At 35.2% G+C, this 14,894-nt stretch carries 17 protein-coding genes and 1 pseudogene; 4 read left to right on the top strand and 14 right to left on the bottom strand.

The window, feature by feature from the left end; translation table 11 throughout:
• Window positions 1–302: 302 nt before the first annotated feature.
• Together DM558_RS03970 and DM558_RS03965 are read left to right on the top strand one after the other, a co-directional pair.
• Window positions 303–3,149, top strand: a complete 2,847-nt coding sequence (locus tag DM558_RS03970) for a ribonucleoside-diphosphate reductase subunit alpha (RefSeq protein ID WP_127162157.1) — start codon at window positions 303–305, stop codon at window positions 3,147–3,149.
• A gap of 69 nt (window positions 3,150–3,218) precedes the next feature.
• Window positions 3,219–4,463: a ribonucleotide-diphosphate reductase subunit beta gene (locus DM558_RS03965; RefSeq protein WP_127162156.1), complete on the top strand. Its 1,245-nt coding sequence runs from the start codon at window positions 3,219–3,221 to the stop codon at window positions 4,461–4,463.
• 343 nt (window positions 4,464–4,806) lie between these two features.
• Here DM558_RS03965 and DM558_RS03960 read toward each other — a convergent pair whose 3' ends face one another.
• Window positions 4,807–5,328 (bottom strand): fimbrial protein, encoded by a 522-nt coding sequence (locus DM558_RS03960; RefSeq protein ID WP_164731241.1) that lies wholly within the window; start codon window positions 5,326–5,328, stop codon window positions 4,807–4,809.
• A gap of 325 nt (window positions 5,329–5,653) precedes the next feature.
• Here DM558_RS03960 and DM558_RS03955 point away from each other — a divergent pair, with 325 nt between their 5' ends.
• Complete coding sequence (locus tag DM558_RS03955) at window positions 5,654–6,019, top strand: hypothetical protein (protein ID WP_127162154.1); 366 nt, start codon at window positions 5,654–5,656, stop codon at window positions 6,017–6,019.
• 315 nt (window positions 6,020–6,334) lie between these two features.
• Here DM558_RS03955 and DM558_RS03950 read toward each other — a convergent pair whose 3' ends face one another.
• The 13 genes and pseudogenes from DM558_RS03950 to DM558_RS03890 all read right to left on the bottom strand — a co-directional run bounded on the left by DM558_RS03950 (window position 6,335) and on the right by DM558_RS03890 (window position 14,174).
• Window positions 6,335–6,706 (bottom strand): hypothetical protein, encoded by a 372-nt coding sequence (locus DM558_RS03950; protein ID WP_127162153.1) that lies wholly within the window; start codon window positions 6,704–6,706, stop codon window positions 6,335–6,337.
• Window positions 6,707–6,994: 288 nt separating this feature from the next.
• Complete coding sequence (locus tag DM558_RS03945) at window positions 6,995–7,240, bottom strand: hypothetical protein (protein ID WP_127162152.1); 246 nt, start codon at window positions 7,238–7,240, stop codon at window positions 6,995–6,997.
• 99 nt (window positions 7,241–7,339) lie between these two features.
• Window positions 7,340–7,510, bottom strand: a complete 171-nt coding sequence (locus DM558_RS15595; protein ID WP_164731240.1) for a hypothetical protein — start codon at window positions 7,508–7,510, stop codon at window positions 7,340–7,342.
• A gap of 38 nt (window positions 7,511–7,548) precedes the next feature.
• Entirely contained in the window at window positions 7,549–7,830 is a 282-nt protein-coding gene (locus tag DM558_RS03940; RefSeq protein WP_127162151.1) for a hypothetical protein, read from the bottom strand.
• A 176-nt stretch (window positions 7,831–8,006) separates the two neighbouring features.
• Complete coding sequence (locus DM558_RS03935; protein ID WP_127162150.1) at window positions 8,007–8,882, bottom strand: MBL fold metallo-hydrolase; 876 nt, start codon at window positions 8,880–8,882, stop codon at window positions 8,007–8,009.
• A gap of 457 nt (window positions 8,883–9,339) precedes the next feature.
• Window positions 9,340–9,873: a hypothetical protein gene (locus DM558_RS03930; RefSeq protein ID WP_127162149.1), complete on the bottom strand. Its 534-nt coding sequence runs from the start codon at window positions 9,871–9,873 to the stop codon at window positions 9,340–9,342.
• 654 nt (window positions 9,874–10,527) lie between these two features.
• Window positions 10,528–10,878 (bottom strand): hypothetical protein, encoded by a 351-nt coding sequence (locus DM558_RS03925; RefSeq protein WP_127162148.1) that lies wholly within the window; start codon window positions 10,876–10,878, stop codon window positions 10,528–10,530.
• Between the two features lie 249 nt (window positions 10,879–11,127).
• Window positions 11,128–11,391 (bottom strand): hypothetical protein, encoded by a 264-nt coding sequence (locus tag DM558_RS03920; protein ID WP_127162147.1) that lies wholly within the window; start codon window positions 11,389–11,391, stop codon window positions 11,128–11,130.
• Between the two features lie 168 nt (window positions 11,392–11,559).
• Window positions 11,560–12,057, bottom strand: coding sequence for a tetratricopeptide repeat protein (locus DM558_RS03915; RefSeq protein WP_127162146.1), 498 nt, complete (start codon window positions 12,055–12,057; stop codon window positions 11,560–11,562).
• A gap of 155 nt (window positions 12,058–12,212) precedes the next feature.
• The gene (locus DM558_RS03910; protein WP_127162145.1) at window positions 12,213–12,524 is read right to left on the bottom strand and encodes a DUF5675 family protein; all 312 of its coding nucleotides are present in this window, start codon (window positions 12,522–12,524) and stop codon (window positions 12,213–12,215) included.
• Window positions 12,521–12,743: pseudogene (locus DM558_RS15890) on the bottom strand (phage holin family protein). The gene DM558_RS03910 and the pseudogene DM558_RS15890 overlap by 4 nt, the downstream one beginning before the upstream one ends.
• A gap of 520 nt (window positions 12,744–13,263) precedes the next feature.
• Window positions 13,264–13,554: a hypothetical protein gene (locus DM558_RS03895; RefSeq protein WP_127162142.1), complete on the bottom strand. Its 291-nt coding sequence runs from the start codon at window positions 13,552–13,554 to the stop codon at window positions 13,264–13,266.
• A gap of 137 nt (window positions 13,555–13,691) precedes the next feature.
• Window positions 13,692–14,174: a hypothetical protein gene (locus DM558_RS03890; protein ID WP_127162141.1), complete on the bottom strand. Its 483-nt coding sequence runs from the start codon at window positions 14,172–14,174 to the stop codon at window positions 13,692–13,694.
• A gap of 378 nt (window positions 14,175–14,552) precedes the next feature.
• On the opposite strand from DM558_RS03890, the gene DM558_RS03885 reads away from it, so the two are divergent.
• Window positions 14,553–14,816: a hypothetical protein gene (locus tag DM558_RS03885; protein WP_127162140.1), complete on the top strand. Its 264-nt coding sequence runs from the start codon at window positions 14,553–14,555 to the stop codon at window positions 14,814–14,816.
• Window positions 14,817–14,894: the final 78 nt, after the last annotated feature.

The following is a 14,894-nucleotide window of genomic DNA, read 5'->3' as shown; positions in this document are numbered from 1 at the left end:
CGATACCAAAGCTTTCTAATAGCTATCCATAAAATATCCACAAACTTATACACAATTCAAAAAAATCCCTCTATATTGTATATGAAAACCAGTATATAATACTATATATAGTAATAAGGCAAACTATATCTAGTAAGCACTTTTCTAAGCTACCCCTATTTTAAGAGATGCTTGATGGCTGGGCATCTCCTATTATTACGCCTTGGTAGACCAATTGGACTACGTGCTACAGAATAATACAAATACTATATGTTGTGTTTGTTGTTTTATCATATGTATAAAGTTAGTTTTAGGAGACATAAATGTTAAGTGGTGTATCTCATAATGATAATAACCCAATAAATAGCGAGTTAAATACCCCCGCACCTGGACAAATTAATGTTATTAAAAGGACAGGGAGTGTTGTACCCTATACTGATGATAAAATCTCAGTGGCTATTAGCAAAGCGTTTTTAGCTGTTGAGGGCGATAACGCCGCCTCATCTTCACGTATTCATGACTCCGTTAAAAAGTTAACTGACCTTGTAACAGCTACCTTTAAGCGTAGAATGCCTTCTGGTGGCCTTATTCATATTGAAGACATTCAAGACCAAGTTGAACTAGCTTTGATGCGCTCGGGCGAACATAAAGTAGCACGCGCTTATGTACTTTACCGCGAAGCGAGAAAACAAGAACGTGCCAAAAACCATATAGAAGAAGCTCATCCAAGTATCCGTGTTACTACAGATAAAGGCGAAGTACGTCCTTTAGATTTAGGCCGCTTAAACACAATTTTGAAGGAAGCCTGTGAAGGTTTAGAGGAAGTTGATAGCCGTATTATAGAAAAAGAAACATTAAAAAATCTTTACGACGGTGTCGCAGAAAAAGATGTTAATACTGCTCTCGTAATGACAGCAAGAACATTAGTAGAACGCGAACCAAACTATTCTTTTGTTACAGCACGCTTATTACTTGATACATTACGTGCAGAAGCTTTAAATTTCTTAAATATTGCGGAACGTGCCACTCACCATGAAATGGCTAACTTTTATCCAAAAGCACTCGCTGCTTATATTAATAAAGGTATTGAGCTTGAGTTATTAGATAAGCGCTTAGCTCAATTTGACTTAGAAAAACTAGGTCAAGCATTACAACATGAACGTGATCAACAGTTTACTTACTTAGGTTTACAAACATTATACGATCGCTATTTTATTCATAAAGATGGTATTCGTTTTGAACTACCGCAAGTATTCTTTATGCGTGTTGCGATGGGATTGGCCTTAGAAGAAACAGACAAAAACGAACGAGCTATTGAGTTTTATAATCTGTTATCGTCTTTTGACTATATGTCATCAACCCCTACATTATTCAACTCTGGAACAGTTCGCGCGCAACTTTCAAGTTGCTACTTAACCACTGTACCAGATGATTTATCAGGTATTTATAAAGCTATTCATGATAATGCGATGCTTTCTAAATTTGCTGGTGGTTTAGGGAATGACTGGACGCCCGTTCGTGCATTAGGCGCTTACATTAAAGGAACCAATGGTAAATCTCAAGGTGTTGTCCCCTTCCTCAAAGTTGTTAATGATACTGCAGTTGCCGTTAACCAAGGAGGAAAACGCAAAGGAGCTGTGTGTGCTTATTTAGAATCATGGCATCTTGATATCGAAGAGTTCTTAGAGTTACGTAAAAATACTGGGGATGATCGTCGTCGTACACATGACATGAACACAGCTAACTGGATTCCAGATTTATTTATGAAACGTGTTTTCGAAGATGGATCATGGACGCTATTCAGCCCATCAGACGTGCCTGATTTACATGACCTATACGGTAAAGCCTTCGAAGAACGCTATGAGTACTACGAAGAGTTAACCAAATACAACAAAATCAAAACTTTTAAAACACTACCTGCACGTGACTTATGGCGTAAAATGCTTTCCATGGTATTTGAAACAGGCCACCCTTGGATTACCTTCAAAGATCCTTGTAATATTCGTAGCCCACAACAACATGTTGGTGTTGTGCATAGCTCCAATTTATGTACTGAAATTACGTTAAACACTAACGAAGATGAAATAGCCGTATGTAATCTTGGTTCAATTAACCTCGTTAAACATATCGTTGATGGTAAATTAGACGTAGAAAAACTAGCACGAACAGTAAAAACGGCTGTACGCATGTTAGACAACGTCATAGACATCAACTACTACGCGGTACCTCAAGCAAAGAACTCTAATGCTAAACACCGTCCTGTTGGTCTCGGCTTGATGGGCTTCCAAGATGCTCTTTACTTGCAACACATTCCGTATAGCTCTGATGAAGCGGTCAAATTTGCGGACTTCTCTATGGAAGCGATTAGCTATTATGCAATTCAAGCCTCCTGTGAGCTTGCTAATGAACGTGGTAGCTACTCGACCTTCGAAGGTTCTTTATGGTCTAAAGGGGTATTACCTCTTGACTCAATCGACAAGTTAATTGAAGAGCGTGGTAATCAATACATTTCAGTAGATAAAACAGCTACATTTGATTGGGCGCCAATCCGTGAGTTGGTCAAAAAAGGTATGCGTAACTCAAACATCATGGCGATTGCTCCTACAGCGACTATTGCTAATATTACTGGAGTTTCTCAATCCATTGAACCAACCTACCAAAACCTATTTGTAAAATCTAACTTATCGGGTGAGTTTACTGTCATTAATCCTTATTTAGTTCATGACTTAAAAGTCCGTAATCTTTGGGACAGCGTCATGGTTAATGACCTTAAATACTATGATGGTAGTGTGCAACAAATTGAGCGTATACCTGAAGACCTAAAGCGCCTCTACTGTACTGCTTTTGAAGTAGAGCCAAAATGGATTATTGAGTCGGCAAGCCGTCGTCAAAAATGGATTGATCAGGCTCAATCGCTGAATATTTATGTTGCTGGTGCATCAGGTAAAAAGCTCGATGTTACTTACCGTATGGCTTGGTACTTAGGCTTAAAAACCACTTACTATTTACGTGCATTAGCTGCTACAAGTACAGAAAAATCAACAATTAACACTGGTGCATTAAACGCTGTTTCATCAAATCACGAACAGGTAGCGCAAGCCAATGTAGCTCCAGCCCCTGTGCCAAAAGCGTGCAGTATTGATGATCCTGACTGTGAAGCCTGCCAATAACCGTTTGACTATTTTGTATATTATTTAGGCATTATAACGACATAATGCCTATTAAATAGGAGATTACTTATGTTAAGTTGGGATGATTTCGACAATGACGATACCCCTAAAAAAGAGAGCAAACCTGCTGATACAAAAACGGCTCAATTAGAACAGCAACTAAATCATGTGGGTGATGATCTCGCTAATGAAGCCCGTAGCATTCAAGCAGATGACTCAGAGGACGTTAGAAGAGCTAAAGCAGCATTAGATGAATTAGATATTCAAGAAGGGCTCGATGATTTAGAAGGAACCTCTGGGCGTGTACAAGTTGATGACAAACAAATGATCAACTGCCGTGCCGATCTAAATCAGCTAGTTCCTTTCAAATACGACTGGGCTTGGCAAAAATACCTTGATGGCTGTGCTAACCACTGGATGCCACAAGAAATCAATATGACAGCCGATATTGCCCTTTGGAAAAGTCAAGATGGCTTAACCGAAGATGAACGTCGCATTGTTATGCGTAACCTCGGTTTCTTCTCAACAGCTGACTCATTGGTGGCTAACAACTTAGTATTGGCTACCTACCGTCTAATCACTAACCCAGAATGCCGCCAATATATTTTACGTCAAGCCTTTGAAGAAGCTATTCATACCCATGCTTATCAATATTGTATTGAATCACTGGGTATGGATGAAGGCGAAGTGTTTAATATGTACCGTGAAGTTCCCTCAGTTGCTAAAAAAGCAGCATGGGGCTTAAAATATACACGCTCAATCTCTGACCCTACATTCCAAACAGGGACAGAAGAAACAGACAGGCAATTCCTACGTAATTTAATTGCTTACTACTGTGTATTAGAAGGTATTTTCTTCTACTGTGGTTTTAGCCAAATTCTTTCTATGGGTCGTCGTAATAAGATGACAGGCGTTGCAGAACAGTTCCAATATATTTTACGTGATGAATCAATGCATTTGAATTTTGGTATCGATATGATCAACCAGATCAAAATTGAAAACCCTCATCTTTGGGATGAAGGAATGAAAGACGATGCCCGCCAAATGCTATTACAAGGTACTCAATTAGAAATTGAATACGCACGCGATACAATGCCACGCGGTGTATTAGGTATGAATGCAGTAATGATGGAAGAATACCTAAAATTCATTGCTAATCGTCGCCTTGTACAGATCGGCTTAAAAGAAGAGTTCCCTAACGTGACTAATCCATTCCCTTGGATGAGCGAGATGATGGATCTCAAAAAAGAGAAAAACTTTTTTGAAACACGTGTTATCGAGTATCAAACAGGTGGTGCGCTTAGCTGGGATTAGCTTAAAACCTCAACAACTTAAAAAGCCCTGTAATAACAGGGCTTTTTAGTAAGAAATAATTATATAGCATACTTTCAACAAAAATATCAGCCACATAAAAACGACCAATAGATAGCGTTTTATTTAATTGCAAATAAAACGTTTCGGAGATAAAAAAATCTAACCATCATAATCTATATATAATTGTATGAGTACTTCTAGAATCTCATAAAAACTATACTCAAATCACATCAAATATAGTTTTTTATTTCAATCGCATCGCAATACTGTATAAAAAACCTTTTAGAGATAATAGCCAATTATTTACTTCTACAACATTTAAAACAAAAAGACTTATACCAATCTACTCATAGATAAGAGCATATTGTGCTGTTGCAATAACAGTTCCCCCAGTCACAGTGCCTTCAGCATAATACTTAGCAATAAAAGGGATATATGCTTTACCAAGCTCAGTAGGTAATGAAATAATCTCTTCTTGTTGACTGAAGTCGATAACTGATGAGTTCCAGGCATTAGCAACTTGAATAGAAACATTTTTTGCTGTTCCTATACTTCCTAAGTTACCACTGGTTGTCACGCGATTACCTATCAATGTAGAACGTGCTCTTGTTACATAAATATTACAATTTGTTAAATTGATACGAAACTCTTTAGCACCTGCTGTAGAGCCAACATTTGGAAGATCAGTTGAAGGAATACTAGGAAGCGTAACAACCGGACTCGAGGCAACTCCATCCACATCTACATTACATGTTTTAGTGGATATTAAGCCTTTAAATGTCAACACACCACCATCTAAAGCAAAACAATTTACACTCAACAAACTTAATGAGCTTACTAACAATGCGATTTTAAATTTTTTCACTTTTATCTCCTATAAAACATGAAAAAAACACTTAATAATTAAATGTGATATTGCCTTTCCATACCGCTTGTAAATAAAAACTGCTCATTATATTAATATACTTTATTCTAATGGATAAGATATCACTTGATATTATAATTCATAAGTAGAATACAACAAGCCTATTTTTAAAAAAATTTTAATAAATCATTATTTTGTGAAGCCTATTACACAATTAATACATAATCGAAACCTAAAAATTTGCCATTCAATGTCTTTTTAATAAAACTAATGATAATATAGTTAGTATCTTCTTCTATTATATTATCAATCATGGATACGATTTATGCCTAACCATCAAAGTTTTATAGACAAATTGATTAATACATTTAAAAGAGATATTTTTGAAGCTCCATCTGCGGCTAAACGTAAAGCAGGCGATATTCAAGCAAATAAAATGGCAGCTAAAGAAAAGGTTGTTCTGGCCATGCATGAACTAAAAGATTATTACCCTGCCCATGCACGGCAACGAAAAAATATCTATCATTACCTAAATAAAAAACTGGATGTAGATGTTCATATTTACGATTACGATGAAACAGGAGAGAATACATTATTATCTCTTGATCCTAATGGGCTTCAAAAAGATGAATACAATTACATCATAGAAAAATTCACTACTTGTTTATTAGAAAAAGAGGCCAATAAATAAAAAATATTTAATAAACAAGGCGTTATATACTTTAAACAACTCCGCACGCATGACAAAACTAGTCGATATAAGCCATTACGTTATATTAAATCAATAACTTAAAAATCATTATGAGCTTATATAATAGCATTTTCATGCAAGAATAGGCTGATAGTATAGACTTTGATTTTTAAGGTGTTTGATTAGATTTACATAAGCTAAAATCAACTTTAGATACATAATCATTACCCTATCTTATTTATGATAGAGTAATACAACCGTGTTTCTGGCTTTTCAATAGAATGGAAATTGTATGCTTTTAAAATACTCTTAGCTTTATTTTTTTATCCTTTTTATCGTAAATACAACAGGATCAGTATATATTGATAGCTCATATAAATTATATTTCGTTCTTAATTGCGTAAGAAATTCATAGTTATCGTTATAATATATAAAGGATAGAAAATTAGCGGCTTCATCTAAAAGTTGCTTAAATGGAATCCAGCCTCCCAAAGGATATTTAGAGTAAAAAATATTCGGAAGGTGTATTTCGATCTCATCATTGAATAAAGTCAAAACTTCTTCAAAAAACTTTTTTGATACAACAAGAAAAGCCTCTGTATGGTTTTCATTGGCTAGATCGCTAATATCGTCATAAGATAACACGATATAGGATGGTAGAATCTTTTCTTTTATTTCCAATGTCATAGTTTATCTCTTAGAATAGGATTTAAAAATTAATCATACAACCCTTAATCAACCCTAGACACATAAGGTTGCTGTGTAATAACTTATGCATCTAACCTAATTGCGTAGTAATCGTTAACACCTGTTCGTGATACGTCTTGACCGATCATCCATGCGATAGTTTAGCCTAGCAATAAGAGTCCTTTTCATAACCCTATCCCTTTTCTTAATTTAAGATAGGATAGCGCATTTTGTAACAATTTTAAATAATAAATGAGAGGGCAATAAGTCTGCCCTCTATATTTATCATTAGAATTGCAAAATCTGCCTAACTCTCTGGTTATTTTCTGTTAAAAATACATAAAAACTATCTTGCGTATGCTCGTTATTTAAAAGAGAATTACCAACTTTGTTAGGATCATCAATAACATTGAGCATCATGTTGTTTTTAACAGTAGTACTGTTGGTATTTTCCATAGGTGCAAAGTTAATACTTGGCAAACTAGGCGCAGAATGAGCAGGAACTCTAGCTAATCCACCCGTTGAATGATGCACACGCGTAAGGTCATTAACAGCCCCCCATACTCTATTGTTGAATTTCAGCTAGATTTTTCTTTGTTATGCTACTTCTTTGGCTTTTTCTTCGGCAGCTGCTTATGCTTGTATGGTTTGTTCTACTTTGTGGTAAGCAGACATTGACTGGTTTTGTGCTTTAACGACCTCTTGCCAGTTTTTGTTTTCATTAGACAAGGTTCTAGACATATTTCTAGACGCTTCAACTGCTTCATCTGTTGCTCTCTTTCTCTCAAGTGCCGCTGCAATCATCTTTTTAATTCTTGTGGCTGCATGTTCTTCGCTTTCGCCTAAACTGGCTGTAGCTTGTCTGCTTTTTGTGTAGCTGTTGCGGTTGATTTAGGCTCTTTAGCCGCATTGTTTGGCGAGTTTGTTACTTCGTCCACTGCCTTTGAGGTTATCTTGCTAACGGAACTGAGAGACATTATTTCTTTTTGTATATCATTGACTGTTGATGTAGATTTTTTTGTTTTGGTTTCTAGCTTTTCTACTGAGCTACTTAGTTTTTCAAGTTCAATACGTGCTTTTTCTGCATCTGTAGCGTCAACTACGATTTTAATTCCGTCTGTCATTTTGTTTCTCCACGCCTCACGGCATTAAGTTAAACCATATTTTCTTCTTGCGAAAAAAATTCAAAAGAGGGTTTGGTCAAGATACATATGCAGTTTTTTAAAAAGGATAGACCAAACTAGGATAATCATAATTTCGAGCAAATTATGCCAATAAAAGTATTATTTCAATGAAAGCTTTAGACTGAAGGTGACCATAGATCGTAATCCAATATATAACAATTTTTTCCTCGATGAATTTTCCCAGATGCCGGTAGATTGAAATGCATACCACTGATTGAAAGCTGATCTGTAGCGACACGATCTAATAGTATTTTACGTATATGAGAGGCCTGAGTAGGGTCACTATCAAATGCAATCGTCACATCAGGATGAACTATTTGTATATAAGGAAAATGAACAATATCCCCCCATATAAGGAGAGAGTCCTTTTCATTACCAATCAAATAACCTGTGTGGCCGGGCGTATGCCCAAATAATGGAACTGCTTGAACTCCAGGTAGTATAGCTTCATTTTTAAATGGAACTAATCTATCTTGGTAGGCATCGAAAGCATTTCTCGCAATATTAGCGTTCTTTTTAAACTTATCGTTTGAAGATACGTATATTGTATCATTGCGCCAGAAATCTAATTCATTTTCATGGATATACAACTCTTGAACATTTCGAAAAACAGGTGTTGCAGATGATGTAGCCATACCACCAATATGGTCTGGATGCGCATGCGTTAATAAAATGGTATCAATATCTAGTGGATCGATATTAGCAGCTGATAATGCAGCTTGTAATCTTCCTCCCCAGCCATTTATACCTCCTGCACCGCTGTCCACCAAAATTGTTCGCTCCCCTATTTGTAATACAAACACATTAATATTCATGCGAGGCAAAGGGCTAATTCCCTTGTTTTCCAACAGTGCCTCAGCTTCAATTGCTTCAATACCATTCAATAACTCAAATGAAGCATCAAGATAACCATCGCTCAGCATAGTAACTATAGTGTCACCATACCTTTTTTTATTAACTGCGGGAGCTTGATACACTCTATCAATTTTCATAATTACTACCTTTATAAATCATTAATTCTACAGTACAAATTTTAATTAAACATATTTGCAATTATTATATCGTATATATTTTATTTCAGTTGCCATATACCCTCCTCAAATATTATTAACTAGCATTAAAGACAATTTTGTTATTCCTTTTGGCATCACAACAACTCTTTCACTTATTCTTTCGGTTCCATCATCCAAATGAACTTTGTGCAACTTGTGATCTAACAATCCTTGCTGTATTTTTCTTGATACGCGGTGAATGCACTGCTTCCTTGCCGTCTAAATAGCTTGCCCTTCGTTGACTTCTATTCCTAACTCTTTGAGTTGTTCTGGTGTTAATAGCATTGTTTTTCCCTTAGGTGTTGGTTACCTTTTTACAGGCATAAAAAAACCGCTTCAATGGGCGGCTATTTATTGGTTTTAGTATTATGTTGTGATTAATTTCGTTGTTAATTTGCTAAGAAAGATCATTGAAAAATGTATACGTTATTCCCATAAATTTAAAATTTTTCTTTTCATTATGTCCATCATCTATATAAATAATATCAATAGAATAGTTTTTCTTACATACATAAGTGGTTTGTTCGTCGATAGTAGAAGGCAATTTCGCACACTCTAAAGAACCATTTTTAATTTTATTATCTATAACTTGTATTAGCTCTTTATACCCATCATAGACCACAGTGCTATCACTGTTTGTTGGATGAATATCGTTAAATCCTACGATTTTTTCTAAACGATCATCTCTAAACATAAATCCATAGCAACTAAATAAACTATTCTGTAAAGGTGAGCTTTTAGACTTATAGCATTCTTGACAGCCTTTAGTATTAACTTTCTCTAAACTGAGAACCTTGCTCACTTCCTCAAGAGTCATCCCACTCTTTACTCCAAAGGCAGATTTCTCAGTAAATAGTTGACTAAGCGGTACCTCTTTCTGAGAGCATGCTGTAGATAAAAGACACAAACAAACAAACACGATCTTTTTCATCTTTTTATCCTATAATTAACCCAGGATAGGATAATAACAAATATATGTTATTCAAGTAGCATTTCTTAAGTCTTTACCTTGAGCGACTATCCAGAGAATATCTTACTCATGAAAATATAGTTTTTAATTATTAAAACACTCTTTCGTGAAGCTTATTCTTGCTTATTGATTGCTTTACCAACTCCTTAAACTGTCTACCTGATCAGCATATAAATTTAGTTGCTTGGTTATCTCTAGCGTACATTCAAATAGCTCACCGTTTGTCTCAGGCTTGCATTCTTGGATTGAGTACCGTTGACATGCATTATTACTGGAAGTTTGATATAAACTATCTTTACTTCGGTTACTACTTGTTTGTTAGTACAGCCAGCTAAATAACTTATTATCAGCACAGTTATTAGTAATTTAACTATCATGTCTATTTAATCTTTTTAATAATTTCAAACACGAACATATTTTCATACCATCTATAATCATTTATTAACTGCTCTATAAAAGTAATTACGGGCATAACAAGTTCTAGCAGCAAGAACTTATTGGCTACCATAGGGCGATCAGTATCAAGATCTCCCATCCAAAGAAGAATTCCATAATAACTACCATGATGTATAAATCCATTACTTAAAGCTTATTTCTTTGTCATATAGCCAAGCATTAATAAATCCCCTTTAGTAGTTTATTGTTTGCCCAATCACTTACAGGCTGGTTAGTATGCTTTGTGGATTTGAACTTCTCCAGTTCTTCCATAGCTTTTATTCTTGTTTCTGCTTTTTGATCTTCTAGCTTGGTTATGTAGCCTCTGTTTTGTTCTGCTTGTTTCTCTAGTAGGTCAATAGAGCCTTTTAGATTCAGGTTAGCTCCTATAACTGTATAAAGCCAACCATTAAGAGTGCCTATCTCGTTTAGTGCATTGTCTCTGTCGTTTCTCAGTATTAAACAGTAGATAAGCAGTAGTACTGCTATAGCTCCTAAACCTACAGAGAGGTATTTAGTGATAGTGTCCATTAGCTAGCCTTTGGCAATATAAATTTAAGCTGTCCTCTCTTGCTAAATGCTTGTCTACATCTTGCATCAAAATCCCTATGATCTAATGATGTTAAGGCAATAGCTTTTATAGCATTTATCTGTCCATCTAATAAATCTATACCGCCACCTTGTAGCCATTGATGTACTTTCTCAGAATTAGATTTACGAGCCTTTACTTCTCTTTTAATACTTCCTTGGGTATAACGACTGAGTCAGTCCATTTTAAAGTCATTTAACCATAAATTGCCGGAGCACCAAATCTGTGACCTGCATGAACTGTAGTAGATAATATTTTTTGTATTTTCTACCTCTTCCACCAATCTTTTTCACTGTCTCCATTTCAAATTGGATTAGTCCAAACTCTTTAAAATCATCAATATAGTTAGTTATTGTCTGGACGGCTGATCTATTTTCAATGCCACCCCGTTCAGCTATCAACTTGCTATCTACTCTTACTTCATCGTTAACAGATACTAATTGAATATTTGCCATGTTTTCACCTATAGAATAGTGGTTAAGTTAGTACATAAGTGGCGGTCGAGAACTTAGGAAAACATTCGCTATTCTCTTAACCACTATTCTGTAAGTTTCTCTGGTTAAACCCGTACTAATGGGCATAAAAAAACCGCCTCTAATGGCGGTTCGTTTGAAGAAATAGATTTATTTTTGTTCTTCTTTTGCCTTTCTGTACCAAAATTCAGCTTGTTCCTTATCTTGCTTAACCCCTAGACCTTCCTTATAAAGACATCCAAGACGAAGCATTGCATTAGGACTGCCTTTGTTTGCTGCTTTCAAGTACCATTGCATCGCCTCTGGATATTCAGTGCTCGCATAATAGTAACCACCAATCATGAGCATTGAGTTTATATGACCTTTATCAGCGGCCTTTAACCACCACTGCATGGCTTGTTGATAACTCCATTCAACTCCTTCCCCTTTTGCATAAAGATTTCCAATATTATACATTGCATCAGTATTGCCTTCATCAGCAGCTTTTAGATACCATTGCATTGCTTGTTGGTAATCTTGCTTGCCGGCATATTGCACTCCTTTTTCAAATAGAACATCTGCAGTCTCGCTCTCTTGGGCCATACTAATATTACAACTTAAGAGAATACCCGCGAATAAACTATAAAAAAATGACATGAATACTGACATGTTAACAATCCTTAAAGTGTATGAAATAGTTTTATTATAAGTTATTTCTTTAACTTTATTTAATCACCAATTCAAAAGGCTCGTTATTAAGATCGCCCATAAAATCATTTAAAGCTACCTTACTGCTAGTGACAACTGGCTGATTGTTTAGCTTTTCAAAGCAAAATACAGTCTTGTATATCTGTTCTGTAGCCTTTATCTATGTCTCCACCATAATTCCCTGCATGAATTAGAATAGCTATCCTATTAGGGACACCACAGATACCATAAACTTTCCCAAACTTGGCGCTATTAAAAATCTTACATTGATATGTACCTTTAGGAATACATGACACCTGACGTTTGTTGCCTTTGTCTGGTAGCTCTAATGTATAGAACGTCTTTCCATCGGGTAATGTTATTGTTTCAAATGTTCCATAATATTCTGATTTTTCAAGAACTAAGGTAAGCTTTATTTTATCGGTCATTCTTTATCAATCCTGTTATTTATAGTTTTCAAAATAAACTCTCTTAAAGAAGTAACACCAACAAAGCCTATTGCACCACCAATAGTAATAACAGCACTTTGTGGTAGCTGAAATATATCAACTAGTAATACATAACGACAAAGCGCCACAAGTAATTGCTTCTAAAGCTATTATAGGTTTGATTTTATTGTCATCGTAAAGTAATCTTAATGTAGCCATAATTGCTGCCATCACTGCCCCCTTGTATAGTGGGACTTTGCTCAATTGCTGCTATCAACCAATTCCATAGGCTGGGATCTTTGTTCGGCATTTCGATTGTTTAAACTCATAGGTTTGTAGTGCATTTTCTTACACTGTGTACATTTGATCTCAACTTTGCTGTCTACTACCTTGAAAAATAACCTACCACAGCTATCACATTTATATTGATAGCTACCATCTATTTCTAATGTTTTATTTTTCATACAGCGTGGATACCTAAATATAATTTCTTGATCTTCTGATAAGCTGAAAAGTAATTTTTTACACTCACAATAGGACTTATGTAGCATAACCCTTAGTTATCATGCTTATGCTAGACTGGTTTTTCCTACGTAGGACGGGGATCTAGCTATGATGCAGGTGCTTCTGCTGATTAGGGCTATCTTCAATATTCCAGTATTAAAGAGGTCGCTTTCGTATTAACTTAAGCAAATAATAAAGCCCCTTAACCAGCTATAGTAAGGGGCTTTTTTTACGTTTAGAAATCAAATACACTATCAGAAGCTAACATCGATTTTAAAGTAATTTTTGCTTGATTCTCAACTTCGACTATTGAAGCTTCAGAGTTTGCGATTATTTTAATTTCAAATTCTGTATGAAGAAAAAGTTTATTCCCGTATGTTTTATAAATATCGTCATTAGGAATTACCTTACTCATAAAAACTGGCAAAGTTACTTTATATACATGTTTATTAGGCTCTAAGCCCCATACTTGTTCTCTTTCAACTTTTAAAGCTGAATTTAACGAAAAATTATCATAATATGACATTCTAAATTCTCCTTTACTATTAACTGGAGATCATATTTTATTTTACTTAATTTATTGATTCCTATTGCTTTAGCAAGAAAAAAAAGACATAAAAACCTCTTTTAAGAGGCTTTAATCTGTTACTATAAGGGAAAATCTTAGTTGTTATTTATCATAATGGATAAAACAGCACCATCTGTTTTTTTAAAATAAGTAAGCACAAAAACATTAATATCACCTCTATCGTACATATCACGATGGCAAGATATATTTCCACCTGGATAGCGGCAGTTCATATCCCTATCTCTTTCAGATTCTTTCTGTAATCTATCAAAAAGTTTATCGAAGTTCTCTTTACCATTGAAAATAAGATCAACTAGAACTAATTTTTCTTCAGGGACAAGTCTAACATCTCCACTGACGATACCTATGTCATTAGTATTTATTCCCAGTATTGAAACTGGGGCAACATCTTTAAATCTATAGTGTTTGGTATCTAAACGATCTGAAGCAACTTTTGTAAGAAGAGGATTATCAGCGTAAGTTTCTTCAGTATCATCTTTATTAATCGAAAAATTAGACTTTCCACCAAGCCCCATAATACAAAAAGCTAATACAATGACACTAATTACTTGTCTCATTTCCTTATATCCTTAGAAACATACATGAATGAAGTATAGTTTTATTACGGGCATAAAAAAAGCCCCTGCCGATTAGGCTAGAGGCTGCGTTTTGTTTAACTTTATTTAAGGTGCGAAAAATAATTGTGGTAATAACGCATTATTTTTCCGACGTTGTCAATATTAAACTAAAAATAAATAACTAATTAACATAAATACCTACCTTAAGTCGTGGGATAACGTTCAAACCTTGGAAGAATTCCGGTTCAATACTTTAAGCAAAGCTGATCAACAGTTAGTTAAACAAACAGCAGAAGATGCAGACTAGACAATTGACGAAGCCATATTTCAGCTTACAGAGATTGGCGAAATAAGCATTTTAGTTTAGGAGTGAACAAGATGAAAGCCATACCAACGCATCAAAAAAGAGCCTTAGCAGAACTGCACATCAGAATTGAAGAATTAAGACCAGATTACAACGCTGTATGCGAATTTGGAAGATATACATTTCAAAGCAATATTTTTAATGAAAACGACATAACTGTTTTAGGAGTCAGTATTGGCGATGTTGATATTGAGATAGGTGGAGAAGCTTACAGAGTAGATGCCTACCAAAAGAAGCTAGCCGTTTTAGTAGACCAATTAGCTTGTGAGGCCGCATAAATGAAAATTGTGCTAGATGTTCTTTTTATTATAACTGCTGTATCAGCAATAGCTTTAAAGGTGGTTTAGATGGGCGAA

Origin of the sequence: Entomomonas moraniae, from assembly GCF_003991975.1 — a bacterium.
Classification (GTDB): Bacteria; Pseudomonadota; Gammaproteobacteria; order Pseudomonadales; family Pseudomonadaceae; genus Entomomonas; species Entomomonas moraniae.
The sequence above is the reverse complement of the archived record's forward strand: the minus strand, read 5'-3'. Positions and strand labels throughout refer to the sequence as shown.

What these genes read in the sequence shown, in the direction of transcription:
- DM558_RS03970 (WP_127162157.1), top strand. Translation starts at nt 303, where the DNA reads ATGTTAAGTGGTGTATCTCATAATGATAATAACCCAATAAATAGCGAG.
- DM558_RS03965 (WP_127162156.1), top strand. Translation starts at nt 3,219, where the DNA reads ATGTTAAGTTGGGATGATTTCGACAATGACGATACCCCTAAAAAAGAG.
- DM558_RS03955 (WP_127162154.1), top strand. Translation starts at nt 5,654, where the DNA reads ATGCCTAACCATCAAAGTTTTATAGACAAATTGATTAATACATTTAAA.
- DM558_RS03950 (WP_127162153.1), bottom strand. Translation starts at nt 6,706, where the DNA reads ATGACATTGGAAATAAAAGAAAAGATTCTACCATCCTATATCGTGTTA.
- DM558_RS15595 (WP_164731240.1), bottom strand. Translation starts at nt 7,510, where the DNA reads ATGATTGCAGCGGCACTTGAGAGAAAGAGAGCAACAGATGAAGCAGTT.
- DM558_RS03940 (WP_127162151.1), bottom strand. Translation starts at nt 7,830, where the DNA reads ATGACAGACGGAATTAAAATCGTAGTTGACGCTACAGATGCAGAAAAA.
- DM558_RS03935 (WP_127162150.1), bottom strand. Translation starts at nt 8,882, where the DNA reads ATGAAAATTGATAGAGTGTATCAAGCTCCCGCAGTTAATAAAAAAAGG.
- DM558_RS03930 (WP_127162149.1), bottom strand. Translation starts at nt 9,873, where the DNA reads ATGAAAAAGATCGTGTTTGTTTGTTTGTGTCTTTTATCTACAGCATGC.
- DM558_RS03925 (WP_127162148.1), bottom strand. Translation starts at nt 10,878, where the DNA reads ATGGACACTATCACTAAATACCTCTCTGTAGGTTTAGGAGCTATAGCA.
- DM558_RS03920 (WP_127162147.1), bottom strand. Translation starts at nt 11,391, where the DNA reads ATGGCAAATATTCAATTAGTATCTGTTAACGATGAAGTAAGAGTAGAT.
- DM558_RS03915 (WP_127162146.1), bottom strand. Translation starts at nt 12,057, where the DNA reads ATGTCAGTATTCATGTCATTTTTTTATAGTTTATTCGCGGGTATTCTC.
- DM558_RS03910 (WP_127162145.1), bottom strand. Translation starts at nt 12,524, where the DNA reads ATGACCGATAAAATAAAGCTTACCTTAGTTCTTGAAAAATCAGAATAT.
- DM558_RS03895 (WP_127162142.1), bottom strand. Translation starts at nt 13,554, where the DNA reads ATGTCATATTATGATAATTTTTCGTTAAATTCAGCTTTAAAAGTTGAA.
- DM558_RS03890 (WP_127162141.1), bottom strand. Translation starts at nt 14,174, where the DNA reads ATGAGACAAGTAATTAGTGTCATTGTATTAGCTTTTTGTATTATGGGG.
- DM558_RS03885 (WP_127162140.1), top strand. Translation starts at nt 14,553, where the DNA reads ATGAAAGCCATACCAACGCATCAAAAAAGAGCCTTAGCAGAACTGCAC.